Source organism: Streptomyces sp. NPDC052225 (assembly GCF_040679615.1).
Lineage (GTDB): Bacteria > Actinomycetota > Actinomycetes > Streptomycetales > Streptomycetaceae > Streptomyces.
In genome coordinates this window covers 71075-95252 of the sequence record NZ_JBFAVD010000013.1, presented here as the reverse complement: position 1 = coordinate 95252, position 24178 = coordinate 71075, and the positions used below count along the sequence as shown (strand labels likewise).

General features: G+C 72.6%; 19 protein-coding genes and 1 pseudogene. 15 read left to right on the top strand and 5 right to left on the bottom strand.

Annotation, left to right across the window (positions count from 1 at the left end):
- Nucleotides 1-234: 234 nt before the first annotated feature.
- Both AB0L37_RS20440 and AB0L37_RS20435 read right to left on the bottom strand, forming a co-directional pair.
- On the bottom strand, nucleotides 235-2985 hold the full coding sequence (locus AB0L37_RS20440; protein ID WP_365507023.1) for an AAA family ATPase: 2751 nt from the start codon (nucleotides 2983-2985) through the stop codon (nucleotides 235-237).
- A 95-nt stretch (nucleotides 2986-3080) separates the two neighbouring features.
- A complete protein-coding gene (locus tag AB0L37_RS20435) occupies nucleotides 3081-4973 on the bottom strand; it encodes an ABC transporter ATP-binding protein (RefSeq protein WP_365507342.1) in 1893 nt (630 codons plus the stop codon).
- A 136-nt stretch (nucleotides 4974-5109) separates the two neighbouring features.
- Here AB0L37_RS20435 and AB0L37_RS20430 point away from each other — a divergent pair, with 136 nt between their 5' ends.
- Together AB0L37_RS20430 and AB0L37_RS20425 are read left to right on the top strand one after the other, a co-directional pair.
- Nucleotides 5110-7362, top strand: a complete 2253-nt coding sequence (locus AB0L37_RS20430; RefSeq protein ID WP_365507020.1) for a glycoside hydrolase family 3 N-terminal domain-containing protein — start codon at nucleotides 5110-5112, stop codon at nucleotides 7360-7362.
- A 32-nt stretch (nucleotides 7363-7394) separates the two neighbouring features.
- The gene (locus AB0L37_RS20425; protein ID WP_365507019.1) at nucleotides 7395-8159 is read left to right on the top strand and encodes a crotonase/enoyl-CoA hydratase family protein; all 765 of its coding nucleotides are present in this window, start codon (nucleotides 7395-7397) and stop codon (nucleotides 8157-8159) included.
- Nucleotides 8160-8177: 18 nt separating this feature from the next.
- On the opposite strand, the gene AB0L37_RS20420 is transcribed toward AB0L37_RS20425, so the two are convergent.
- Nucleotides 8178-9020 carry a GNAT family N-acetyltransferase gene (locus AB0L37_RS20420; protein WP_365507016.1) on the bottom strand — a complete coding sequence of 281 codons (843 nt, stop codon included), beginning with the start codon at nucleotides 9018-9020 and terminating at the stop codon, nucleotides 8178-8180.
- 97 nt (nucleotides 9021-9117) lie between these two features.
- Here AB0L37_RS20420 and AB0L37_RS20415 point away from each other — a divergent pair, with 97 nt between their 5' ends.
- The 7 genes and pseudogenes from AB0L37_RS20415 (at nucleotide 9118) to AB0L37_RS20385 (ending at nucleotide 14642) form a co-directional block, all read left to right on the top strand.
- Entirely contained in the window at nucleotides 9118-9924 is an 807-nt protein-coding gene (locus AB0L37_RS20415; protein ID WP_365507340.1) for an SAM-dependent methyltransferase, read from the top strand.
- Between the two features lie 89 nt (nucleotides 9925-10013).
- Nucleotides 10014-10193: a hypothetical protein gene (locus AB0L37_RS20410; protein ID WP_365507013.1), complete on the top strand. Its 180-nt coding sequence runs from the start codon at nucleotides 10014-10016 to the stop codon at nucleotides 10191-10193.
- A 232-nt stretch (nucleotides 10194-10425) separates the two neighbouring features.
- Complete coding sequence (locus tag AB0L37_RS20405) at nucleotides 10426-10824, top strand: carboxymuconolactone decarboxylase family protein (RefSeq protein ID WP_365507011.1); 399 nt, start codon at nucleotides 10426-10428, stop codon at nucleotides 10822-10824.
- Nucleotides 10821-11837, top strand: a complete 1017-nt coding sequence (locus tag AB0L37_RS20400) for a phosphotransferase (RefSeq protein ID WP_365507008.1) — start codon at nucleotides 10821-10823, stop codon at nucleotides 11835-11837. Before AB0L37_RS20405 ends, AB0L37_RS20400 begins: the two co-directional genes overlap by 4 nt.
- Before the next feature lie 14 nt (nucleotides 11838-11851).
- A pseudogene (locus AB0L37_RS20395) lies at nucleotides 11852-12079 on the top strand (hypothetical protein); the annotation flags it as partial.
- 158 nt (nucleotides 12080-12237) lie between these two features.
- Nucleotides 12238-13476 carry a hypothetical protein gene (locus AB0L37_RS20390; protein WP_365507005.1) on the top strand — a complete coding sequence of 413 codons (1239 nt, stop codon included), beginning with the start codon at nucleotides 12238-12240 and terminating at the stop codon, nucleotides 13474-13476.
- Entirely contained in the window at nucleotides 13473-14642 is a 1170-nt protein-coding gene (locus AB0L37_RS20385) for a hypothetical protein (RefSeq protein ID WP_365507002.1), read from the top strand. Before AB0L37_RS20390 ends, AB0L37_RS20385 begins: the two co-directional genes overlap by 4 nt.
- A 36-nt stretch (nucleotides 14643-14678) precedes the next feature.
- Here the strand turns inward: AB0L37_RS20385 and AB0L37_RS20380 are convergent, their stop codons facing one another.
- Complete coding sequence (locus AB0L37_RS20380) at nucleotides 14679-16145, bottom strand: NAD-dependent succinate-semialdehyde dehydrogenase (protein WP_365506999.1); 1467 nt, start codon at nucleotides 16143-16145, stop codon at nucleotides 14679-14681.
- A 79-nt stretch (nucleotides 16146-16224) separates the two neighbouring features.
- Nucleotides 16225-17481, bottom strand: a complete 1257-nt coding sequence (locus tag AB0L37_RS20375) for an aminotransferase class III-fold pyridoxal phosphate-dependent enzyme (RefSeq protein WP_365506996.1) — start codon at nucleotides 17479-17481, stop codon at nucleotides 16225-16227.
- 220 nt (nucleotides 17482-17701) lie between these two features.
- Here AB0L37_RS20375 and AB0L37_RS20370 point away from each other — a divergent pair, with 220 nt between their 5' ends.
- From AB0L37_RS20370 to AB0L37_RS20345, 6 genes are read left to right on the top strand one after another with little or no spacing between them, the layout of a single operon-like run.
- Nucleotides 17702-18862, top strand: a complete 1161-nt coding sequence (locus AB0L37_RS20370; protein ID WP_365506993.1) for an ROK family transcriptional regulator — start codon at nucleotides 17702-17704, stop codon at nucleotides 18860-18862.
- 32 nt (nucleotides 18863-18894) lie between these two features.
- Nucleotides 18895-20175 (top strand): sugar ABC transporter substrate-binding protein, encoded by a 1281-nt coding sequence (locus tag AB0L37_RS20365; protein WP_365506990.1) that lies wholly within the window; start codon nucleotides 18895-18897, stop codon nucleotides 20173-20175.
- The gene (locus AB0L37_RS20360; protein ID WP_365506987.1) at nucleotides 20175-21143 is read left to right on the top strand and encodes a sugar ABC transporter permease; all 969 of its coding nucleotides are present in this window, start codon (nucleotides 20175-20177) and stop codon (nucleotides 21141-21143) included. Before AB0L37_RS20365 ends, AB0L37_RS20360 begins: the two co-directional genes overlap by 1 nt.
- Nucleotides 21136-21975, top strand: a complete 840-nt coding sequence (locus AB0L37_RS20355) for a carbohydrate ABC transporter permease (RefSeq protein ID WP_365506984.1) — start codon at nucleotides 21136-21138, stop codon at nucleotides 21973-21975. Before AB0L37_RS20360 ends, AB0L37_RS20355 begins: the two co-directional genes overlap by 8 nt.
- A 46-nt stretch (nucleotides 21976-22021) precedes the next feature.
- Nucleotides 22022-23038 carry a Gfo/Idh/MocA family oxidoreductase gene (locus AB0L37_RS20350; RefSeq protein WP_365506981.1) on the top strand — a complete coding sequence of 339 codons (1017 nt, stop codon included), beginning with the start codon at nucleotides 22022-22024 and terminating at the stop codon, nucleotides 23036-23038.
- Complete coding sequence (locus tag AB0L37_RS20345) at nucleotides 23035-24069, top strand: Gfo/Idh/MocA family oxidoreductase (protein ID WP_365506978.1); 1035 nt, start codon at nucleotides 23035-23037, stop codon at nucleotides 24067-24069. The genes AB0L37_RS20350 and AB0L37_RS20345 overlap by 4 nt, the downstream gene beginning before the upstream one ends.
- The last annotated feature ends 109 nt before the right edge of the window (nucleotides 24070-24178 follow it).

Below are 24178 nucleotides of genomic sequence, written 5' to 3'. Positions count from 1 at the left end.
GGGTGCGGGACCTTCGGCCCCGCGTCACTCCCCCGGCCGGCGGGTGACTACAGCAACGGCCGTACGTCCCCGGGCCCCGATCCCAGGGTTTTCACCGTGGCCCGATCAGCCGCCCGGGTCCATCGTGGAGACACGGAAGCTCACGGGGCTTTCGACCACGGGGGAACCAACGGGGGATCCAACGGGGGTACGGGGGACGGGGGTGCCCGACAGGGCACCCCCGCTGTGATGTGTTCAGGGTCCTGACCGGCTGAGCAGGCGCACGAGTTGGGCCCTGCGGTGCACCCCGTCGAGCTTGCGGTAGATGTTGCCGAGGTGGAACTCGACCGTCTTTACGCTGAGGAAGAGCTGTTCCGCCGCCTCGTGGTTGGTGACGCCGCGGCCGACGGCGAGGGCGACGCGCAGCTCCTGCGGGGTGAGCCCGTCGAGCGGGGTGCGGCCCGCCGGGACGCGGTCGCCGCCCGCCGCGTGGAGTTCGGCGGCGGCGCGGGCCGCCCAGCCGCTCGCGCCGAGCCGCTCGAAGGTGGCGTGCCCGCGGTGCAGCCAGCGCCGCGCCTCGGAGCGGCGGCCCTGACGGCGCAGGAGTTCTCCGCGCGCGAACTCGGTCCGTCCACGCTCGAACGGGGCCTGTACGTCGGCGAGTTGGGCGAGGGCCCGGTCCATGTGCCGGTCGGCGTCGGCGGGTTCGAGCAGGGCGCGGCAGCGGGCGGCGGCGGCCGCGGTGAGGGGGCGGTGTCCGCGGCCCGCCTCGTGCTCCAGGACGCGCAGGACGTCGTACGCCTCGTCGGTGCGGTGCAGGTGGAGGTAGGCGTCGGCGAGGTCGGCGGCCCAGGACAGGTAGAGGCCGTCGCCGCGGCCGTGGGCGAGGGAGAACTCCCGTACCCGTTCGAGGTGTCCGGCGGCTTCCTCGAAGCGGCCGAGGCCGAGTTCGAGCAGGCCGAGGGCGCCGTCGGCGCGGGCGGCGTCCATGGGGAGTTCTGCGGCCGTCGCGAGGGAGCGGGCCTGGGCGCCGTGGCGGCGGCAGTCGGCTTCCCTGCCCCGGGCGGCCTCGGTCCTGGCCTGCGCGGCGAGCGCCCGGCACACCTCGATGACGCGTCCGGTGTCCTCTCCGAGCCGGGCGGACTCGTCGGCGTGCGCGAGGGAGGCGTTCCAGTCGCCGCGCCAGTACTCGATCACGGACAGGGTGCCGAGGAGGTGCGCGAGCAGTCCTACGGTGCTGGAGGCGCGGGCGGCGTGCACGGCGCGGTCGAGCAGGTCGTGGCCGGTGTCCAGTTCCTCGGTGGCGAGGTAGCACAGGCCACCGACGCCGGAGACCGGGTAGGGGAACGCCAAGTCGGGTGCGGACAGCGGCTTTTCGAGCGCGCGGAGCAGGGTGCGACCCTCGGCCGCGTCGCCGCCGAGGAGCTGGACGAGGGCGTGGAGGAGCCGTACGGGCAGGGTCGCGGGGATGTCGCCGTACGCGTCGGCGATCCGCATCGACTCGGCGGACGTGGCGCGCGCGGCGGTGAGGTCGCCGATGGCGAGTTCGGTGAGGGTGATGCCGCCGAGCATGACGGCGGCGAGGGCGGGGTCGACGCGACGCGCCTCGTCGACGGCGGCGCGCAGTTGTTCGCGGGCGCGGGCCGGGCGGCCGCGCTGGATGTCGACGTAGCAGCGCAGTTGGCGGATGTCGAGGCGGGTGCGCTCCTCGGCGGCGTGGCCGAGGGCGCGGTCGAGCAGGTCGGCGGCCTCGTCGAGGGAGCCCGCGGCCTGGGCGGCACGGGCGGCGGAGAGCAGGCGCCGTGCCCGGTGTTCGTCGTCGGGGGTGAAGCGGGCGGCGTGCGCGTACAGGCGGGCGGCGAGGGGCAGGGTGAGGCTGCCGGGGCCGCCGGACGCGGCGCGTTCGAGTCCGGCGGCGACCTGTTCGTCGGGGTCGGCGCCCGATTCGGCGAGGTGCCAGGCGTACCGCTCCAGGGCCGTGGGTGCCTGGGCGTCCTCCAGGGCGTGGGCGACGGTGCGGTGGGCACGCCAGCGGCGCACGGCGGTCGCCCCGTGGTAGACGCCGGAGCGGATCAGGGGGTGCCGGAAGACGTACGCGCCTTCCTCTACGGTCATCAGGCCCGCGCGCTCGGCGGGTTCGAGGCTCGCGTAGCTCAACCCGTGCGCGCGCAGCACTCGTTCGGTGCCGGCGAGGGGGCGCGGGCCGAGGACGGCGAGGAGCAGCATGGCGTCCTGGGTGCGCTCGGGGAGCCGGGCGACGGCGCTGTGGAAGGTGTGGGCGAGGATCTCGCCGATGGGCAGCGGGGCTCCGGTGTCGGGGCGGTGGCCGCCGCGGGCGAGCAGCGCGGGGAGTTCGACGAGGGCGAGGGGGTTGCCGCGCGCCTCGGCGAGGAGCCAGTTGACGTCGTGCGCGGGGAGGGGTTCGCCCGCGACCAACTGCCGTGCGGAGGCGGTGTCGAGGCCGCGCAGGGTGAGGGTCTCGACCGGGGCGAGGCGGGAGGCGGCGGTATCGGTGTCGCGGGTGGCGAACAGGACGACGACGCCTTCGCGGCCGAGCCTGCGGGTGGCGAAGGCGAGGGCGTCCAGGGAGTACGGGTCGAGCCATTGCGCGTCGTCGACCACGACGAGGACCGGGCCGCTCTCGCTGACGGCGCCGAGCAGGCTGAGCGTGCCCGCGGCGACGGCGAACCGGTCCTGGTCGACGGCGGGCCCGAGCGCGAGGGCGCCGGTGAGGGCGGCGGCCTGCCGGCCGGGGATCCGGTCGAGGTGGTCGGTGACCGGCCGGAAGAGGTCCGCGAGGCCCACGTACGGAAGGCCGGTCTCGGACTCGATGCCGTGGGTGCGCAGCCGCGTGAGGTCATGGGCGAGCGTCTCGGCGTGTCCGAGCAGGCTCGTCTTGCCGATGCCCGCTTCGCCGCGGATGACGAGGGCGGCGCTGCGTCCTCTGCGGGCGTCGTCGACGAGGTCCGCGAGGCGGGCGCATTCCGCTGTCCGACCCAGCAGCATGGAGCCAGCGTAACCGCGGGTATGCCGCCGCGGCAGAGGTCAACTGGCCCTTGCGGGAACCGAGTTGACCTCTTTCCGAGACGTTCGCCGTACCTTCACGCGGCCTCCGCGACCGCCGTCTTGTCCGCTTCGGCGAACTGGGTGCGGTACAGCTCGGCGTAGCGCCCCTCCGCGGCGAGGAGCGTCTCGTGCGTACCGCTTTCGACGATCCGGCCGTCCTCGACAACGAGGATCTGGTCGGCGGCGCGGATGGTCGACAGACGGTGGGCGATGACGATCGCCGTGCGGCCTTCGAGGGCTTCGGTGAGGGCTTCCTGGACGGCCGCCTCGGAGGTGTTGTCGAGGTGGGCGGTGGCCTCGTCGAGGATGACGACGCGCTGGCGGGCGAGGAGCAGGCGGGCGATGGTCATGCGCTGGCGTTCGCCGCCGGAGAGCCGGTAGCCGCGCTCGCCGACGACGGTGTCGAGGCCGTCGGGCAGGGACCGCACGAGGGTGTCGAGGCGGGCCCTGCGCAGCACGTCCCAGAGGTCGTCCTCGGTGGCCTCGGGCCGGGCGAGCAGCAGGTTGGCGCGGACCGAGTCGTGGAAGAGGTGGCCGTCCTGGGTGACCATGCCGAGGGTGGCGCGGATCGAGGTCGCGCTGAGGTCGCGGACGTCGACGCCGCCGAGGCGGACGGCGCCGGAGTCGGTGTCGTAGAGGCGGGGCAGGAGCTGCGCGACGGTCGACTTGCCGGCGCCGGAGGAGCCGACGAGGGCGACGGTCTGGCCGGGTTCGGCGCGGAAGGAGACGCCGTGCAGGACCTCGGCCCCGCCGCGGGTGTCGAGCGAGGCGACCTCTTCGAGAGAGGCGAGGGAGACCTTGTCGGCCGACGGGTAGCCGAAGCGGACGTCGTCGAACTCGACGGCGACCGGGCCGTCGGGCACCTCGCGGGCGTCGGGCTTCTCCTCGATGAGCGGCTTGAGGTCGAGGACCTCGAAGACCCGCTCGAAGCTGACGAGCGCGCTCATGACCTCGACGCGAGCCCCGGCGAGGGAGGTCAGCGGCGCGTAGAGGCGGGTCAGGAGCAGGGCCAGGGAGACGACGGCGCCGGCGTCCAGGGTGCCTTCGAGGGAGAAGTAGCCGCCGAGGCCGTAGACGAGGGCCAGGGCGAGGGCCGAGACGAGGGTGAGCGCGGTGATGAACGCGGACTGCGCCATCGCCGTACGCACGCCGATGTCACGCACCCGGCGGGCCCGCTCGGCGAACTCGGCCGACTCGTCGCCGGGCCGTCCGAAGAGCTTGATCAGGGTGGCGCCGGGCGCGGAGAACCGCTCGGTCATCCGGGTGCCCATCGCCGCGTTGTGGGCGGCGGCCTCGCGCTGGAGCCCTGCCATGCGGGAGCCCATGCGGCGGGCGGGCAGCACGAAGACGGGCAGCAGGAGCAGCGCGAGGAGGGTGATCTGCCAGGACAGGGAGAGCATGACGGCGAGGGTCAGGAGCAGGGTGACCACGTTGCCGACGACGCCGGACAGGGTGTTGCTGAAGGCACGCTGGGCACCGATGACGTCGTTGTTGAGCCGGCTGACCAGGGCGCCGGTGCGGGTCCGGGTGAAGAAGGCGACCGGCATCCGCTGGACGTGGTCGAAGACGGCGGTGCGCAGGTCGAGGATGAGGCCTTCGCCGAGGTTCGAGGAGAGCCAGCGGGCGAGCAGTCCGACACCCGCCTCGGCGACGGCGATGACGGCGATGAGAACGGCGAGCCGGACGACGTGCCCCTGGTCGTGGCCGCCGACGATGGCGTTGACGACGTTGCCCGCGAGGACCGGCGTGGCGACGGCGAGCAGCGCGGTCACGATGCTCAGGAGGACGAACTGGGCGATGCGGCGGCGGTGCGGCCGGGCGAAGCCGGCGATGCGGCGCAGGGTGGCGCGGGCGAAGGGGCGGCCGCCGGGGCCGCCGTTCTGGGCGTTCATGACGCTGTGCAGCTGCGTCCAGGCTGTGGTCTCCATGCTCATACGGATGACGCTAGGACCTCAACCAATATTGAGGTCAAGCCTTCGCGGGAATCACCCGAAACATACCTTCGCCTCAATTGTTGCGCCCACCCCACAAGTTGCGGGCGCCGGAACACCAGGAAACGACACCATGCCGGAACTCCGCAGACGTACCCTGCTGTCCGCGATCGGCGTCACCGCCGCCGCGTCCGCCCTCGCCTCCCCCCACGCTTCGGCCCGTCCGAAGCCGTACGACAGCGATGTACGGGACCTTCTCGCCCGGATGACCCTGGAGGAGAAGCTCGGCCAGCTCCAGCAGCTTCCCTGGTCCTACGACCTCAACCCCGGTTCGGGATCGACGAAGGCCGTGGAGGACGCGGCGCGGGCGGGCCGGCTCGGCTCGGTGCTCAGCATCTTCGGCGCGACGACCACGAACGCGCTGCAACGCATCGCCGTCGAGGAGTCCCGGCTCGGCATCCCGCTCCTCTTCGGCCTGGACGTGATCCACGGGTTCTGGACGACTTTCCCGATCCCGCTCGCGCAGGCGGCGAGCTTCGATCCGGAGGTGACCCGTGCGGACGCCGAGGTGTCGGCGAAGGAGGCCCGCTCGAACGGCGTGCACTGGACGTTCTCCCCGATGATGGACGTCACGCGCGAGCCGCGCTGGGGCCGGATCGCCGAGGGCAGCGGCGAGGACCCGTACCTGACAGCCGAGTTCGCGGCCGCCAAGGTGCGCGGCTACCAGGGTTCCGGGTACGGCGCGAAGGACCGCGTCGCCGCCTGCGCCAAGCACTTCGTCGCGTACGGGGGTGCCGAGGGCGGCCGCGACTACAACACGGTCGACGTGTCCGAGTCGCGGCTGCGGAATCTGTACCTCCCGCCGTTCAAGGCGGCGCTGGAGGCGGGCGCGGCGACGGTCATGGCGTCGTTCAACACGATCAGCGGCGTCCCGGCCCACGGGAACACGCATACCCTCACCGACATCCTGAAGAAGGAGTGGGGTTTCGAGGGGTTCGTCGTCAGCGACTGGGCGGGGGTGCAGGAGCTGATCGCGCACGGCTTCGCCGAGGACGGCGCGGACGCGGCGCGCCTGGCGCTGAACGCGGGCGTCGACATGGAGATGACCAGCACGAACCTCCTCACCCACGGCACAAGCCTGCTGCGCGCGGGAAGGGTCCGGGAGCGGCGGATCGACGACGCGGTCGCGCGCGTCCTGCGCCTCAAGCACGAGCTGGGCCTCTTCGACGATCCGTACGTCGACGCGTCCGCCGCGATCACCGGGCCGTCGGCGGCGGCACGCGGAGCGGCGCGGGCGGCAGGGGCCCGCGGGATGGTCCTGCTGAAGAACGACAAGGGCGTGCTGCCTCTCTCCCCCAAGGTCAACTCCCTCGCGCTGGTGGGCCCGTTCGCCGATTCGGCCGATCTGCTGGGTACGTGGACGGTGCCGGCCGCGGCGGAGCGGTTCCCGGCGGTGAAGGTCCTCGACGCGGTGCGGGCCGCCGCGCCGGACGCGCAGGTCACGTACGCGCGCGGCGTCGGCCCCGACGGCGCGGACGTCTCCGGGATCGACGCGGCGGTCGCTGCGGCGCGGGCCGCGGACGTCACGGTCGTGGTCGTGGGTGAGCCGGCGGCGCTGAGCGGTGAGGCTGCGGCGCGCGGCGACCTCTCGCTGCCCGGCGCGCAGGAGAAGCTCATCGCGGCGGTGGCCGGCACCGGGAAGCCGTTCGCGGTGGTCCTGGTGAACGGTCGCCCGCTGACGGTCGGCGACTGGCTCGACTCGGCCCCGGCCGTCCTGGAGGCCTGGCATCCGGGCATCGAGGCGGGGCACGCGATCGCGGACGTACTGTTCGGCACGGTGAACCCGGGCGGCAAGCTGCCCGTGTCGTTCCCGCGGACCGTCGGCCAGCTCCCGGTCCACTACAACCACGAGTCGACCGGCCGACCCTACGCGGCGGACAACAAGTTCACCTCCACGTATCTGGACCTGCCGCCGACCCCGCAGTTCCCCTTCGGGCACGGCCTGAGCTACACGACGTTCGAGCTGGGCACGCCGTCCCTGAACCGCGCGAGCATCCCGGCGGCCGCACTGCGCGAGGGCGACACGGTGCAGGTTTCGGTGCCCGTGCGCAACACGGGCTCCCGCGCGGGCGACGAGGTGGTGCAGCTGTACGTCCACGACGTGGCGGCGAGCATCGCACAACCGGTGCGCAGGCTGCGGGGGTTCAAGAGGGTCGCCCTCGACGCGGGAGCCGCTACGACCGTCCGGTTCATGCTGGGCGCGGACGACCTCGGGTTCTGGACGAACGACCCGGAGGGTGAATTCCGGCTGGAGAAGGGGACGTTCGAGCTGTTCGTGGGGAACAGCTCGACGGCACGGGCCAGACTGACCCTGAAGGTCGAGTAGCCGATCGCAGCGCCGCTTGAGGGGAGTCCCGCATGTCGTCGGTCCGGGTCGAACACGAGGGGCACGTCACCACGGTCATCCTGTCGCGCCCGCACGCCCGCAACGCGGTCGACGGTCCGACGGCGGCTCGACTCGCCGATGCCTTCAGGGCGTTCGAGGCGGACGGCGACGCGCGGGTGGCGGTCCTGTGGGGCGAGGGCGGCACGTTCTGCGCGGGCGCCGACCTCAAGGCCGTCGGCACGGAGCGCGGCAACCGGGTGGCGCGGGACGGGGACGGCCCGATGGGGCCGACCCGGCTGCGCCTGTCGAAGCCGGTGATCGCGGCGGTCAGCGGCCACGCCGTGGCGGGCGGCCTCGAACTGGCCCTCTGGTGCGACCTGCGGGTCGCCGAGGAGGACGCCGTGTTCGGGGTGTACTGCCGCCGCTGGGGCGTGCCGCTGATCGACGGCGGCACGGTGCGGCTGCCGCGCCTGATCGGGGAGAGCCGCGCCCTCGACCTCGTCCTGACCGGCCGCTCCGTACCGGCACGCGAGGCGTACGAGATGGGCCTCGCCAACCGTGTCGTGCCGCCGGGCCGGGCCCGCGCGGAGGCGCAGGCGCTGGCCGCGCGGATCGCGTCCTTCCCGCAGGCGTGTCTGCGCAGCGACCGGGCGTCGGTGCTTGAGCAGGGCGGCCTCGACGAGGAGACGGCGATGCGGGGCGAACTCCGGCACGGGGTGGGCGTGTTGACGGAGGGGATCGAGGGCGCGGGGCGTTTCGTGGCGGGCGAGGGGCGGCACGGCGGCTTCACCGCCTGACGCGGACGGCCGCTCACCTCAGCCGAGTTCGAGGGTCGTGATGCCGAAGACGCGCCCCTGGGCGAACGGCCGGACGGCGCCGGTGTACATGCGGGCCGTCTCGAACCCGGGGGTGAGGCCGCGCGATGTCACGAGCGCCACGGCGTCGGGGTTCGTCGCCGGTACGTCGATGCCGACCGGCTCCCCCGCGGGCGCGAGGGCGTCGAACAGGGCGCGGGCGTCGTCCGCCGTGTCCGCGAACAGCGGTCCGATCCGCGGCAGGTCGTGCCCGGGGCGCCGCACCCCGTACCCGGTGACGCGGCCGTCGACGACGCGGGCCAGCGCCGTGTGCCCCTTTGTGGTGAGCCACGACTCCAGGAAGCGGGGCCGGTCGGCCGGACAGCAGGCGCTGTCGTAGGCGAGGACGGGGGCAAGGTCGGTGCCGACGGGGACGATGCCCGTGGCGGGTGCGCGGCCGTGCGCCGTGCCCTCGTAGCGGATGGTGCGGTAGGCGAACCGGAAGCCTGATTTCCGGTAGTTGTCCTGCTGGGCGACGACCCCGTCGAGGCCGACGGTCCGCGCGCCGGCGTGCGCGAGGCCCGCCCGCCACGTGGCGATGCCGTGACCGAGCCCGCGCAGGTCGGGGCGGACGAGGTAGCAGCCCAGGAAGGCGTACGCGTCGCCGTAGTTGACGACCGACACGGCGGAGACGGGCTCCCCGTCGATCCGGCCGAGGAAGAAGCCGTCGGGGTCCTGCGCGAAGAAGCTCGGGCCGTCGGCGAGTCCGGGGTTCCACCCCTCGGCGGCGGCCCAGCCGCGGATCACCGGCCAGTCGGCGAGAGCGGCCCGCGCGATGTCCAGACGCTTCGGAGAGTGACTCATACGGGCATCCTCCCCGATCGCCCCGCGCGCCTCACCACCGTACGGCAGGATGATCGGACGTACGCTCGAACAGGCCGTGCCGAACCGGGAGTTGCCCATGACGCAGACGTCCCCCACGCCCCGCATCGACACCAGCAAGCCGCATCCGGCCCGGGTGTACGACTGGTTCCTCGGCGGCAAGGACAACTATCCGGTGGACGAGGCGCTGGGCCGGCAGATCACGTCGATGGAGCCGACCGCCAAGTACGGGGCGCGGCACAACCGTTGGTTCATGCAGCGGGCGACGCGGATGCTCGTGGCGCGGCGCGGTGTGCGCCAGTTCCTCGACATCGGCACGGGCATACCGACGGAGCCGAACCTGCACCGGATCGCCCAGCGTGCCGTGCCCGAGGCGGCCGTCGTCTACGTCGACAACGACCCGATCGTCCTCGCGCACGCGGAGGCGCTGCTGCGCGGGACGCCCGAGGGCGTCACCCGGTACCTCCAGGCGGACGCCCGCGAGCCGGGCCGCATCCTCGAACTGGCCCGGGAGATCCTGGACTTCGACCGCCCGGTCGCCGTGTCGCTGATCGCGCTGCTGCACTTCATCCCGGACGAGCAGGGCGCGTACGCCATCGTCCGTACGCTGGTGGACGCGCTGCCGTCGGGCAGTCATCTGGTCCTGTCCCAACTGGCGTCCGATTACGACCCGGAGCGCACGCAGCAGGCCGTGGACATGTATGCGGCCGGCGGGGTCACCCTCGTACCGCGCACGCGTGAGGAGTTCACGGCGTTCTTCGACGGGCTTGAGCTGCTCGAACCGGGTGTGGTCTGGCTGCCCGACTGGCATCCTGAGCTCGCGGTCGACGAGGAGCGGGACGGCACACCGGTTCCCCTGTACGCAGGAGTCGCGCGCAAGCCGTGAGGTTGCGCGGAATGGCGAACATCACACATGGCGATGACCACGTGACGCAACGGAGCGCGAAGTCGCACCGATCCCCTACCCTCGTTCACATGTCCTCCACTCCTACCCCGCGCTCCGAACGGTCCGCCGACGTGGTCAACGATCAGATCCGTGACCTCTGGGCGCGCACGGGTGGCCGGCTGTCCGCCGCCGACCGCGCGGAGTACGAGGCTCTGGTGACCGAGTGGGCGGCCGCGACGGCGGCGACACGGGTCGTGCAGCACGCCTGACCCGCCGCCCGGCCGTCGGTCAGGACTGCGGACGGCTTCCGTGGTTCGCCGCGTGCTTGCGGCGGGCCTTCTTCTTGCGGCGTCGCTTCGAGGACATGAGGGCCTCCCGGTGACTGCTTGCGGCTGCTTTCGGGGTATTCACCCCATATATGACCTTCTTTACGATGGCACGGGGCAGGTCTCCTCGCACGTCGCGGGAGATCGCAGCGGAAGCCGCAGGAAGGGGACGTCCATGAGCCGCCAGGAGCGCTTCGACCGGGGCATGGAGACGCTGAGCCGCGTCGACGGCGAGGCCGGACAGCGCGTGATCGACGCCCTCGGTGACATCAGTCCCGAGATGGCGCACCAGATCGTCGCCTGGGGATTCGGCGAGATCTACAGCAGGCCGGCCCTGCCGCCGCGCGACCGGCAGTTGGTGACGCTCGGCATCCTCACCTCGCTGGGCGGCTGCGAAGCGCAGCTGGAGGTCCACATCAACGCCGCGCTGAACGTCGGCCTCACCCCCGAGGAGATCGTCGAGGCACTGCTGCACTCGGCCGGGTACTGCGGTTTCCCCCGGGCGCTCAACGCCACGTTCGTCGCCAAGAAGGTCTTCGGCGAGCGCGGGCTCCTTCCCGTCCGGCAGGAATGATCGGGCGCCGCAGCGGTCCGCTGCCGGAGCTGACCGGGGTGCGCCGGGCCAGGGAGTGGGACGGGCCGCGGTCGCGGCTGTGGCGGGCCGAGCTCGCCGGGACGCCCGTGGTCGTGAAGCAGCTCGTCGACGCTCCGGAGGCGGCCGACCGGTATGCGCGCGAGGTCACCGCGCTGCGGCTCGCCTCCCGGGTCGAGCCACTGGTCGTGCCGCGGCTCCTGCGGGCCGATCCTGACCGGCGGATCCTGGTCCTCGAACATCTGGAGCACCGGGAGCCGCGCGCGGACTGGGTGATCGGGTACGCGCAGGCCCTCGCCCGGCTCCACTCGGCGACCGCAACCGGCGCCGACGCCGCTCTGCCCGCCTGGTCCGGCCCCGACCACCGGGACGTGAACGCTCTCCTCGCGCTCGCGGACGCGCTCGGTGCCGCCGTGCCACCCGGGACGAGAGGCGAACTGACCGCCCTGACCGGCCGGTTGGCCGCCGCCCCGGGCCGGGCGCTGCTGCACGGCGACCCCTGCCCCGGCAACGACCTGCACACCGGCGACGGCATCAAGTTCATCGACTTCGAGCAGGCGGCTCTCGGCAACGGCCTCGTCGAACTCGCTTACCTGCACATCGGGTTCCCCACCTGCTGGTGCGTCACCGTCCCCACCCGAGCGCACCTCGACGCGGCGGAGACCGCCTACCGCGCCACGTGGCGCCGGACGACCGGCACCGACGTACAGGGCAGCCTCGTCGACGCGTGCGCGGGCTGGCTGCTGCGCGGCGACGCACTGGTGCCGCGGGCCGAGCGCGGCACCGTCGACCAGTTCGCCAGGATCCCGTACGAGGACTGGAGCTGGGGGACGGTGACGGCCCGGGAGCGGCTCGCGCACCGGTGCGGGGTGATCCGCCGGATGACGGCCGACAGCGGCGAACTCACCCGGCTCGGGAGCCTGGCCGCGGCGCTGCGTGCCGCGCTCCTCACTGTCCGGCCCGGCCTGCGTCCGCCACCTGTTCAACGCCCCTGATGTCGCGGACTGTCGCCCCTTCCCTCTTCGGTACGAGCAACACCAGTCACGGCTGCATCGGGCTGCGGGACGCCCAGGGCGCCGACGACGCGTCGACGCCGGGGGCGAAGTTCTACAAGAGCTCGATGGTGGGAGACGTCGTGGAGGTGCGGCGTTCCGGCGAGGAGACCGTCGATCCGTCCAACGGGCTCAATGGCTGGAACATGTCCTGGTCGGACTGGAACGCCGGCAGCGCGGCCTGACGGACACACCTGCCGGTGAGACGTGGGGCGTGACGATCGTTCTGCGCCAGATGTTCACACGTTCTCCGTAGGGCGTTGACGGGGCGCAAGGCGCAGTGACAGGGTCGCTTGGCCCCTTGTGCCGCCCCCGATGAGGGACCGAGGAGATCCCAGCGCAGATGAACCCCCGCCCCGAACAAGCCCACGACGCCTTCCGGTTGGCCGACGACTGGCGGCGCTTCGCGGAGAAGCACTGGGCGCGGGAGCCGGTGGTCCTGTCCGGCGGGCCGCCGTGCGGCCTCGACGCGGCACAGGCTCATGCGCTTCTGGTGGCCGCGGCGGCCACGGCTGCTTCGGGCGGCACAGACGCCGGCCGGGTCCGTCTCGCCGTCCCGGACGGGGACCTGCGCTCCCCGGGCCCCCTGCTCCCCTCCCCCGCCGACCCCGACACCCGGGGGTACGCCGCACGGATCTCGGCGTCGGACCAACTGGCGGGCAGCGGCTGGCTGTTGACCGTCGCCGACCCGCTCTCCCTCGACTTCGGCCTCTGGTCGCGGGTGCGGCAGCGGCTGGCGGGGCTGTGGCGGCACGTCGGCTGGCCCGCGCTGCCCGTCACCGCGGAACTCGCCGTCGGCGTACGGCACCAGGCGGCGGAGGAGTCGGGGGCGCGTCCGGACGCCGCCGTGCTCACCTGGGTCATCGAGGGCGCACTGACCGTACGTGTACGACCCGAGCACACCGGCACCGAGTTCGAACTCCACGCCGAGGCGGGCGACCTGGTGCACTGGCCGGCCGGGAGCACGCACCTCGACGACCGGTCGGCGCGCTGTACGACGCTGCGGCTCGCCGTCCCCGCACGGACCACGTCGGCCCTGCCGTACGTCGGCGACGTCCTCGAGGACCTGCTGCGCGACCGCCCCGCCCCCGGTGACGGGCCGACCACCGCCCCGCACCCCGCGCCTGCCGGCCCCGACGGCCGTCTCACCCCCGCCCGCCACCACGCCGACCAGGCCCGGCGCTACGCCACCGTCCTCGCCGGTGACGAGCCCGAACGCGCGCTGCTGCTGCGCTGGGCCGGTCTGCGCTCCGCGGCGGGCCTCGACCCGGTGCCGCCGCCGCGGCCGCGCATCGCCCTCACCCCGCGCCACCGATTACGGCGCACCACCTCGGTCCTGCACGTCACCGACCGGGACGGCACGCTGATCTGGGCCGCGCACGGCCATGCGCGACGCAGTGTCCACCCGGCGGCGGACCGGATCCTCGCGCGGCTGCGCACGACCCCGCTCACCACGGTCGCGGCGCTCGCCGCGGCCTGCGGGCTTCCGCCCGACGACCATGAACTCCTCGCCCTGCTCGGCGAGTTGTACGCGGTGCGCGCCGTCGAGACGACCGAGGCGCCTTCGGAGCCGCGGCCATGAGTACGGCCCGCCCTCGTCCGGTGGACGTCATGGAGGCGTTCGACTGGGACACGTTCCTCGCCACGTACTGGGACCGGCGGCCCGTGCTCATCCGCGGGCACGGCTTCCGCCCCGCCCCCTTCGACGGGCACGAGGTCTTCGAGGGCGCCGTGGCGGCGGCCGCGCGGGCCCGCGCGGGCCGGATCACGTTCACGCTCGGGTCCCGGCGCCTCGCCGACCCGGGCGATCTCCTCCCGCAGCCGGAGGACGCGCACTTCACCGCCTACCAGCGGCGTCTGGCCCGGCAGATCGACGGCACGCCGTTCGCCCTCGTCGTACGGGAGCTGCACGCGCGCCACCATCCCGTGTGGCTGAGGGCGCGGGACTTCGCCGCCGCCCTGTGGGACCGCACGGGGCAGCCGCTGCTCGGCGCGACGACGACGCTCCACTTCGGGACATGCGGCGCGGACCTGGCGTCACGCACCCGAGGCGCAACGTTTCTGTACCCGCTTCTCGGCCACGCCCGGCTGCGCCTCGACCCGTCGGGACCGGCCGAGCGCGCCGCCGACGTACCGCCCGGCGACCTGCTCTACTGGCCGCCCGGGCAGCGCTACGCGGCCGAGCCGGGCACGACACCGGGCGCCGTCGCGCACCTGGGCGTCCCGCGCCACCCGCCGCACCCCGGCGACGGCCTGTGCAGGCTGCTCGCGCCCGGGCCGAACCCGGCGTCCCCGCAGGGAGGTTGGGGCGGCGACGACATCCTCGTACCGGGTGCGTCGGCCACCGGCGCGCTGCCCGCCCGGCTCCCCCGGGTGCTCGCCGACAGCCTCGACCAGTACCGCGCGGCGGGGCGGCCCGCGCCGTTGGAACGGTGGCTGGCGCGGGAGTCGCTGCGGCACGCCACGGACGGCGGGCTGCGGCCGGTCCCGCCGCCGGCCCGGCCCGGCTACTTCACCGACGACGACGGGATACGGGCCGTCGAACGGGTCCTGTGGTCGGAGGCCGCCGGACGGCGGCTCGTCGCGGCCTGCGGGCACGTCATGGAGACGGATCTGACGGCGCCCGAACTCTCCACCGTCGTCGGCCTGTTGAACTCGGGCGGCACGGTGACGATCGGTGAACTCGCCCCGTCCGCGCGGATGCTGGTGTCACGGCTCGCGGGGTTCCGGGCGGTCGAGCGACTGTAGACCGGCCGCTCGGCCGCGCCCCCTTCAAGGTCCTTCCTAGGAGCCCCCGTTCACCGGGATGGCGAGGTACTTGTACTCAAGGAACTCCTCGATGCCGACGCGGCCGCCCTCCCGGCCGAGGCCCGACTGTTTGACGCCGCCGAAGGGGGCCGCCGGGTTCGACACCAGGCCGGTGTTGAGGCCGACCATGCCGGTCTCCAGGCGCTCGCCGACCCGCAGCGCGCGGTCCAGGTCGCGTGTGAAGACGTACGAGACGAGTCCCCATTCGGTGTCGTTGGCGGCCTCGACGACGTCGTCCTCGTCGTCGAACGTGAACAGCGCGGCGACCGGGCCGAAGATCTCGGTACCGGTCAGTTCGGCGTCGCGCGGCACCTGGGCAAGGACGGTCGGCGGGTAGAAGGTGCCGGCGCCGGGCGGAAGTTCACCCCCGGTGAGGACCTTCGCCCCGCGCTCGACGGCGTCGCGGACCAGATGCTCGACCTTGGCGCGGCCCGCCGCGTCGATCAGCGGGCCGACATCGGTGCCGGGCGCGGTGCCGTCGCCGACCTTCAGGGCGGACATGCGGGCGGCGAGGCGGGCGCCGAACTCCTCGGCGACCGCGCTGTGCACGTAGATGCGGTTGGCGGCGGTGCAGGCCTCCCCCATGTTGCGCATCTTGGCGACCATCGCGCCGTCGACCGCGGCGTCGAGGTCGGCGTCCTCGAAGACGATCAGCGGGGCGTTGCCGCCGAGTTCGAGCGAGGTCCGTACGACGGTGTCGGCGCACTGCGCGAGGAGGGTGCGGCCGACCTGGGTGGAGCCGGTGAAGGAGAGCTTGCGGATGCCGCCGCCGCGCAGCAGGGGTTCGACGAGGCCGGCCGCGTCGGACGTGGTGAGCGTGTTGAGGACACCCGGCGGCAGGCCCGCCTCGGTCAGGATCTGGGTGAGGGCGAGGGTCGACAGCGGTGTCTGCGGCGCCGGTTTGAGGATCATGGTGCAGCCCGCGGCGACGGCCGGGCCGATCTTGCGGGTGCCCATGGCGAGCGGGAAGTTCCACGGCGTGATCAGCAGGCAGGGGCCGACCGGCTGGCGCAGGACGAGGTGGCGGTTGCGGCCGTCGGGGCTGGTCGCGTAGCCGCCGTCGATACGGACCGCTTCCTCGGAGAACCAGCGGAAGAACTCGGCGGCGTACGTCACTTCACCGCGCGCCTCGGCCAGGGGCTTGCCCATTTCGAGGGTCATGAGGAGGGCGAGGTCCTCGGTGCGGTCGAGGATGATCTCGTGGGCGCGACGGAGGATCTCCGATCGGGTGCGGGGTGGGGTGGCGGCCCAGTCGCGCTGTGCGGCCACCGCCGCGGTCAGGGCCGCGCGGCCGTCCTGGGGGCTCGCGTCGGCGACGTGGCAGAGGGTGGCGCCGGTGGCGGGGTTGTCGACCGGCATCGTCCGGTTCGTCGCCGATGGCTGCCACGTGCCCTTGATGTGGAGGTGTTTGGGGACCGTTTCGATCACGGGGTGTGTGGTCATGTGGGCTCCGCCGTGGGGGTGGTGGGTAGTGGCCGGGTGACTCGTGCGTCGTGGTTGCTCGCGCCGTTCCCCGCGCCCCTTACGGGGCTGTAGCCACTGTCACCGCTGTGGACCAGGTCCGTAGTGCCTCGTCCACCTGGGGTTCGGTGACCACCAGGGCCGGGATCATGCGGACCACGTTGCCCCACGGGCCGCAAGTGAGGAGGAGCAACCCCTCGTCGGCGGCGGCCTGTTGGGCGCGCAGGGCCGTCGCCGGGTCGGGTTCGCCGTCCGCCGTCGTGAACTCGCTGGCCAGCATCAGGCCGAGGCCGCGTACGTCACCGATGGCGGGGGTCTTGGCCGCGATGTCCTCCAGGCCGGAGCGCAGGCGTGCGCCCATCGCCGCCGCGTTGGCGACGAGGTTCTCCTCCGCGATCACGTCGAGCGTCGCGCAGGCGGCGGCGCAGGCCACCGCGTTGCCGCCGTACGTGCCGCCCTGGGAGCCTGGCCTGACCTTGTGCATGAGGGCCTGCGGCGCGGCGATGCCGGACAGCGGGAAGCCGCTGGCGAGGCCCTTCGCGGTGACGAGGACGTCCGGCCTGACGTCGAAGTGGTCGTGGCCCCAGAAGCGTCCGGTGCGGCCGACGCCGGTCTGGATCTCGTCGAGGATCAGCAGGATGCCGTGGCGGTCGGCACGCTCCCGGAGGCCTTGCAGGAAGGCGGAGTTGGCGGGGACGTAGCCGCCTTCGCCGAGGACGGGTTCGACGAGGATCGCCGCGGTGTCGTCGGGGTCGGAGACGGTCTGGAGCAGGTGGTCGAACTCGCGCAGCGCGAACCGCGTCGCCGTCTCCTCGTCCCAGCCGTAGTGGTACGCGTTCGGGAACGGGGTGATGGCGACGCCCGCCATCAGCGGGCCGAACCCCGTGCGCATCTTCGTGCCGGAGGTCGTCAGGGAGGCGGCGGCGACGGTGCGGCCGTGGAAGCCGCCGTGCGCCACGATGATGTTGGGGCGTCCGGTGGCCTGGCGGGCCAGGCGCATCGCGGCCTCGACGGCCTCGCTGCCGGAGTTCACGAAGAAGAGGCTGTCGAGGCCCGCGGGCAGCACGTCGCCGAGCTTCTCGACGAGGCGCTGGAGCGGCTGGTGCATGACGGTCGTGTACTGGCCGTGGATGAGGGTGGCGACCTGTTCCTGGGCGGCGGCCACGACGCGGGGATGACAGTGGCCGGTGCTGGTGACGCCGATCCCGGCGGTGAAGTCGAGATAGCGGCGGCCGTCGATGCCGTAGAGGTGGACGCCTTCCCCGCGCTGCGCGACGACGGGGGTGGCCTGGCGCAGATGCTCGGACAGTTGGCTCATGACTCCAGCGTCAGTGCCGGGCCGAACGGGCGTCAATGGGTCAAGTGTGACGATTCCCCGCCCCCGCCGCTTGCCCGCCGCTCGCTCCGCTCCTCAGGTCACGGCTTCTTCAATTCGCAGGAGTTCTGCGTAATTTCCGTACGAGCGGGGTTCCCAAGGGTCCGGGGTTCTGCAACAGTCCTGCGCAACCCATCCGATCCGGCGACGGAGGAGAGAGCGCATGGCGGTGCACGACCGGGCGCGCGGGCACGATCTCGCGGGGTTGCGCGGCCTCAACACCGCTGTCGTGCTGCGGGCGTTGCGGCAGGAGAGCCCGCAGACGGTGAGCGGGCTCACCACGGCGACCGGTCTGTCCCGGCCGACGGTCGAGGCGCTGGTGGAGGAGCTCTGCGCGCAGGGCTGGATCGCCGAGACGGACGCGCCGGCCGCGGGCCGGGCCCCCGGGAGGCCCGCACGGCGCTTCCGGTTCCGCGCCGAGGCCGGGCACGTCGTCGGCGTCGACATCGGCCTGAAGAAGCTCGTGCTGCTGCTGTCCAGGCTCGACGGCGAGGTGGTGGCCCGGCAGCGGGAGGATTTCCCACCGGAGTTGTCGGGCGCCGAGCGGATCGCGCTCCTTCGCTCGCGGCTGCGGCGGTTCCTCGCGGACCAGGGGCTCGGCCCCGACGACGTGTGGGCCGTGGGCGTCGGCGTGCCCGGCATGGTCGACGAGACGGGACGCATCCGTTCGGTGATCGTGCCGGACTGGACCGATCTCGACCTCGCACGGCGGCTCGCGGACACCGTGCCCTGCCGTGTCCTCGTCGAGAACGACGTCAACCTGGCGGTCCTCGCCGAGCACTGGCGGGGCGCCGCGACGCTCGCCGACGACGTGGCGTGCGTCCTCGTCGGGCACCGCATCTCGTGCGGCCTGCTCATCGACGGGCGGCTGCACCGCGGCCGCCGCGGCGGCGCGGGAGAACTCGGCATCCTGCCTCAGCTCGGCCTGGACGAGGCGGAGAAGGCCCTCGCCTGGGAGGGCGAGCGGCTGCCCGGCGAGTCCGGGACCGACGCGCTCGCGCGGGCCGTTCTCGCCGGGGACGCCGAAGCGCTCGACGTCCTCGACCGGTACCTGGCCGGTGTCGCGCCCGGCATCGCCGCCCTGGTCCTCGCGCTCGACCCCGAACTCCTCGTCCTGTCCGGCGCGTTGGCGCCGGTCGGCGACCCGCTCGGCCCGCTGCTCACCGCACACCTCGGACCCCTGACCCTGCACGTGCCCCGGATCGCGGTCAGTGCGCTGGGCCGCGAGGGCGTCGCCCTGGGCGCGGTGCGTCGCGCCCTGGACGCGGTCGAGGCCCAACTCGGCTACCACACAGGCCCTTTGCAGCCGCCCTCAGCTCCCTGACTCCCCGTTCCCCCTATCGACCGGAGACGCGTATGCGCAGGAGAACGCTTCTCGCCGGCGCGCTGGCGGCGGCCCCGCTCGCCGCCGGGTGCAGCACCGGCCCGGGTTCCACGGCCGCCGGTTCACGCGGCCGCACGACCCTCTCGTACGGCATGTGGGACCCCGCGCAGGCCGCCGGGATGCAGCAGATCATCCAGGCCTTCGAGCGCGAGAACCCGGACATCTCCGTGGAGATCCAGCTCACGCCCTGGTCGTCGTACTGGACGACGCTGCGCACGGCGATGCGCGGCGGCACGGCGCCCGACGTGTTCTGGATGAACGCCGTGAACATCCAGCTGTACGCGTCCAACGGCGTCCTGGAGCCCCTGAGCACGCACATCGAGCGCGACCGCACCCCGGTCGGCAAGCACCCGAAGGCGCTGCGCGACATCTACGCGTACGACGGCAGGCAGTACGGGCTGCCGAAGGACTTCGACACGATCGGGCTCTGGTACAACAAGGCCCTCTTCGACAAGGCGGGCATCAAGTACCCCGATACGTCCTGGACTTGGGACGACGTGCGGGACGCCGCGCAGGAACTGACCGATCCGCGGACCCGGGTCTACGGCATCGCCGCCGAGATGGACCGGCAGGCGAAGTTCTATCCGACCATCTTCGGTGCGGGCGGACACGTACTGCGCGACGGCCGGTCCGGGTTCGCCGACGAACGGTCGATCGAGGGGCTGCGCTTCTGGACCGACCTGGTCGACCGGGGCTGGTCGCCGCCGCAGAGCGCCATGTCGGAGGTGCGGGCCCGCAACCTGTACCTGTCCGAGCAGGTGGCGATGAACTACGACCTGTCCGCGATGGCGTCGTTCATGTACGGCACGCCCGCCATCAAGGACCACGGCGGCGTCGCCGTCCTGCCCAAGGGGCCCAAGGGGCCCGAGGGCCGCGAGCGGGCCACCGTCATCCACGGCCTCGCCAACGTCATCAGCGCCAAGTCCCGCAAGAAGAAAGCGGCTTGGAAATTCGTGGACTTCATGGCGCGGCGCGAGGCCGCCGAGATACAGGCGAAGGGCGGCGTGACGATCTCCTCGTACGAAGGGACGCAGGACGCCTGGCTGAAGTCGATGCCGGAGTTCGACCTACAGGTCTTCATCGACATGCTCGACGACGCGGCCCCCTACCCGAGTTCACGGAACACGGCCGTGTGGGAGGACCTCGAATACCTGCTGCTGGGTGCACCGTTCAGCGGCAAGGGCGGTGTCGAGGGCGCGGCGCGGACGCTGGCGAAGCAGATGGACAGGGCGCTCGACGAGGAGGACAACTGATGGCCGTGTTCCCGTCGACGGCCGCCGCCGAGGCGGAGGGCCGGATCAGGAAACCCCGCACGAAGGCCGGGCGCGACGGCGCGGCTCGCGGCCCCAACTCCCGTACGCAGAAAGCCGCGTACGTCTTCATCGCGCCGATCGGTCTCGGCTTCCTGGTGTTCTACATCTGGCCGATGCTCCAGACGTTCGGCTACAGCTTCACCGACTTCGGCCCGTTCGGCGGCAACACCTGGATCGGTGGCGACAACTACGCTCGCGTCCTCCAGGACGTCACGGTGTGGCGCGCGATCGGCAACACGCTCCTGTACGGAGCGATCGGCCTGCTCACGCTGCCGCTGTCGATCGCCGTGGCTGCCCTGCTCAACCGGCGCGGACTGCGCGGCGTCGGCGTGTACCGGGCCCTGTACTTCATCCCGTTCGTGACGCTGCCGGTCGCGGTCGGCCTGGTCTGGAACTGGCTCTACAACGGCAACTTCGGCCTCCTGAACGAGGTGCTGTCGTGGTTCGGGATGTCGCGCCACTTCTGGGCGTCGGACCCGTCGACCGCGCTGTGGGCGATCGGCCTGGTCGCCGTGTGGCAGAGCGTCGGCTACTACCTGATCATCTTCATCGCGGGGATCAAGGGCATCCCGCAGGACTACTACGAGGCGGCCGAGCTGGACGGCGCGGGCCCGGTACGCCGCTTCTTCTCCATCACGCTGCCGCTGCTGAGCCCCAGCATCTTCTTCGCGGCGGTCATCTGCGTGATCAACTCGCTCCAGATGTTCGACCTGATCTACGTGATGATGAGCCCCACGAACCCGGCGCTCGGCTCCACGCAGTCCGTCGTGAGCCTCTTCTACCAGTGGGCGTTCCAGCAGAACAACCAGGGCGCGGCGGCCGCGCTCGCCTTCCTCCTGATGCTGCTCACCGCGGCACTGACGTTCCTTCAGTTCCGGCTCCAGAAGAGGTGGGTGCACTATGCGTGACCGGCTGACGCGGCGCGTGGACACAGGGTCCGTCGCCACGCACGTCCTCCTCTCGCTCGGCGCGCTCGTGATGGTCTTCCCGTTCCTGTGGCAGCTGCTCACGGCCCTGAAGACGCTTCCCGAGGCGGTGCACGTCCCCACGACGTTCTTCCCCGAGCAGTGGAACGGGGCTTCCTTCAAAGAGGTATTCACCGCCCTGCCGTACGGGGAGATGCTCGGCAACAGCGTCATCAACACGGTCGGGCGCACCGCCGGCCAGCTGGTGTTCTGCTCGCTCGCCGCGTACGCGTTCGCGCGGATGCGGTTCCGCGGCAAGGACGTGCTGTTCGCCCTGTTCCTGTCGGTCCTGCTGGTGCCGTCGTCACTGCTCATCCTGCCGCAGTACGACATCGTCCAGCGGCTCGGCCTGCTGAACACGGCGCCCGCGCTCTTCCTTCCCGGCATGTTCAGCGCGTTCGGGACGTTCATGCTGCGGCAGTTCTTCCTGTCCCTGCCACGGGAGTTGGAGGAGGCGGCCCGCATCGACGGGGCGGGCCCGTTCCGGATCTTCTGGTCGATCATGCTGCCGCTGATCCGCCCGGCGCTCGCCGCGCTCGCGGTGATCACGGCGATGTGGTCCTGGAACGACCTGCTGTGGCCGCTCGTCGTGAACACCGATCCGGCGAAGATGCCGATCAGCGCCGGACTGACTTCCCTGGAGGGCCAGTTCGAGACCAACTACCCGGTGATGATGGCCGGTTCACTGATCGCCAGCCTGCCGATGATCGTCCTCTATCTCTTCCTCCAGCGGCACTTCGTGCAGGGCATCGCCCAGAGCGGCACGAAGGGCTGAGAGCCGCCCTCGAACACCTCGACCGCACCCCCTGGAAAGGACCTTCATGGCACGCCTCGACGTGGGCCTGATCGGCGCCGGCGGCATCGCCCGCGCGCATCTGCCCGCCTGGACCGCCCTGGGCGCACGCGTCACGATCCTGTCGACCGATGGCCGCGCGGAGCAACTGGCGGCCAAATACGCCGAGTTCGGCGTCACGGCCGTGTCCAGCCTCCCCGACCTGCTGGACCGCTGCACGGTCGTCGACGTGTGCACCCCGACGTTCACGCACCGGGAGCTCGCCCTCGACGCGATCACCGCCGGCAAGCACGTGGTGTGCGAGAAGCCGCTGGCCCTGACGGTGGCCGACGCCGAGGAGATGACGGAGGCGGCGCGGGCGGCAGGGGTCCTGCTGTTCCCCGCGCACGTGGTGCGCTACTTCCCGGCGTACGCGGCGCTCGCCGTGTCCGTCGCGCGGGGCGACCTCGGCGCCCCGGCGGTGCTCCGCTTCACCCGCTCCGGCTGCTTCCCGGTGTGGGCGCCGTGGTTCGCGGACCCGGCCCTGTCGGGCGGCATCTTGGTCGACCAGATGATCCACGACTTCGACTTCGCGCGGCTGCTCGCCGGGGACGTCGTCCGCGTCCACGCGCGGCTGCGCGGGAAGCAGGAACCGGGCGCGGTCGCCGGTGACGTGGCGACGGGCACGGCGGTCCTCACGCACGCCTCCGGTGCCATCAGCCATGTGCTCGGCGTGTGGGGCCTGCCCGACCTCCCGTTCCGTACGACGTTCCGCGTCGCAGGACCCGGCGGCATCCTGGAGCACGACTCGACCGCCCCCACCGGCTTCCGTGTGCTCGCCCAGGGCAGCCGCCCGCTCGGCGAGGGCATCCCGCGCAGCCCCATGACGGAGAGCCCCTACCTGACGGAGCTGCGGGACTTCGCGGCGGCCGTCGCGGGCGGGCCCGCGCCCCGGGTGTCGGCGCGCGACGGCGTCGAGGCGGTCCGCATCGCCCTGGCGGCCGCCGAGTCCGCCCGCACCGGCGATCCCGTCGAGCTCAAGATCACCGAGGAGGCCGGGCTGTGAAGGTCGGAGTGCTGTCGTTCGCCCATGTCCACGCGGGAGGCTTCGCGCGGCTGCTCGCCGCGATGGACGGTGTGGAGGTCCTCGCCGCCGACCCCGACACGGACCTGGCGGCGCCGGGCGAGGTGCGCGGCAAGGACTTCGCGGCCCGGCTCGGCGTCAACTACGTGGACACGTACGAGGAGTTGTTCGCCTGGGGCCCCGACAAGGTGGTCGTCTGCTCCGAGAACGTACGCCACCGCCCGCTCGTCGAACTCGCGGCGTCGCACGGCGTCGACGTGCTCTGCGAGAAGCCCCTCGCGACGACCCCCGAGGACGGTGCGGCGATGGTCGCGGCGTGCCGGGCGGCCGGGGCGCGGCTCGCGGTGGCGCATCCGGTGCGGTTCAGCCCGGCGTATCTCGCGGTGCGCGACGCGGTGCGCTCCGGCACGACCGGCGAGGTCCTCACCGTGTCCGGCGCCAACAACGGCTACATGCCGGGCGCGCGGCGCCGTTGGTTCATCGATCCCCGCCTCGCGGGCGGCGGCGCCCTGATGGACCACACCGTGCACCTCGCGGACCTCCTCGACGACCTCTTCGAGGGATCCCCGGCGACGTCCGTCTACGCGCAGACCAACAACGTCCTGTACGAGAACGAGGCCGACGGCGCCGTCCCGGTCGAGACGGCGGGCCTGCTCACCCTCACGTACGCGAACGGGGCCGTCGCCACGATCGACTGCTCCTGGAGCCAGCCGCGCCACCATCCGGCGTGGGGCGGCCTGTCGATGCAGGTCGTCGGGGAGCGGGCGACGCTGGAGATGGACGCCTTCGACCAGAAGATCCACGGCTTCAGCGAGACGGCCCGCGCCGGCGTCGAACTCCCCTACGGGGTCGACCTCGACGCGCTGATGCTGCGGGAGTTCCTGTTCCCCCAGGCGGACGCCGCAGGTCCGATCGGTGTGACGGACGGCGAGGCGGGGCTGCGGACCGTGGCGATCGTGGCGGCGGCGTACGAGTCGGCCCGGACGGGGCGGACGGTACGGGTGACCGTCTGACCGTGCTCGACATCGACCGTCGGACCGCGCCGGGTCCGACGGTCGCCCTCACCGGCCCCGGTCACTGGTCACCGGCCACTGATCACCGATCACTGATCACTGGTCACCA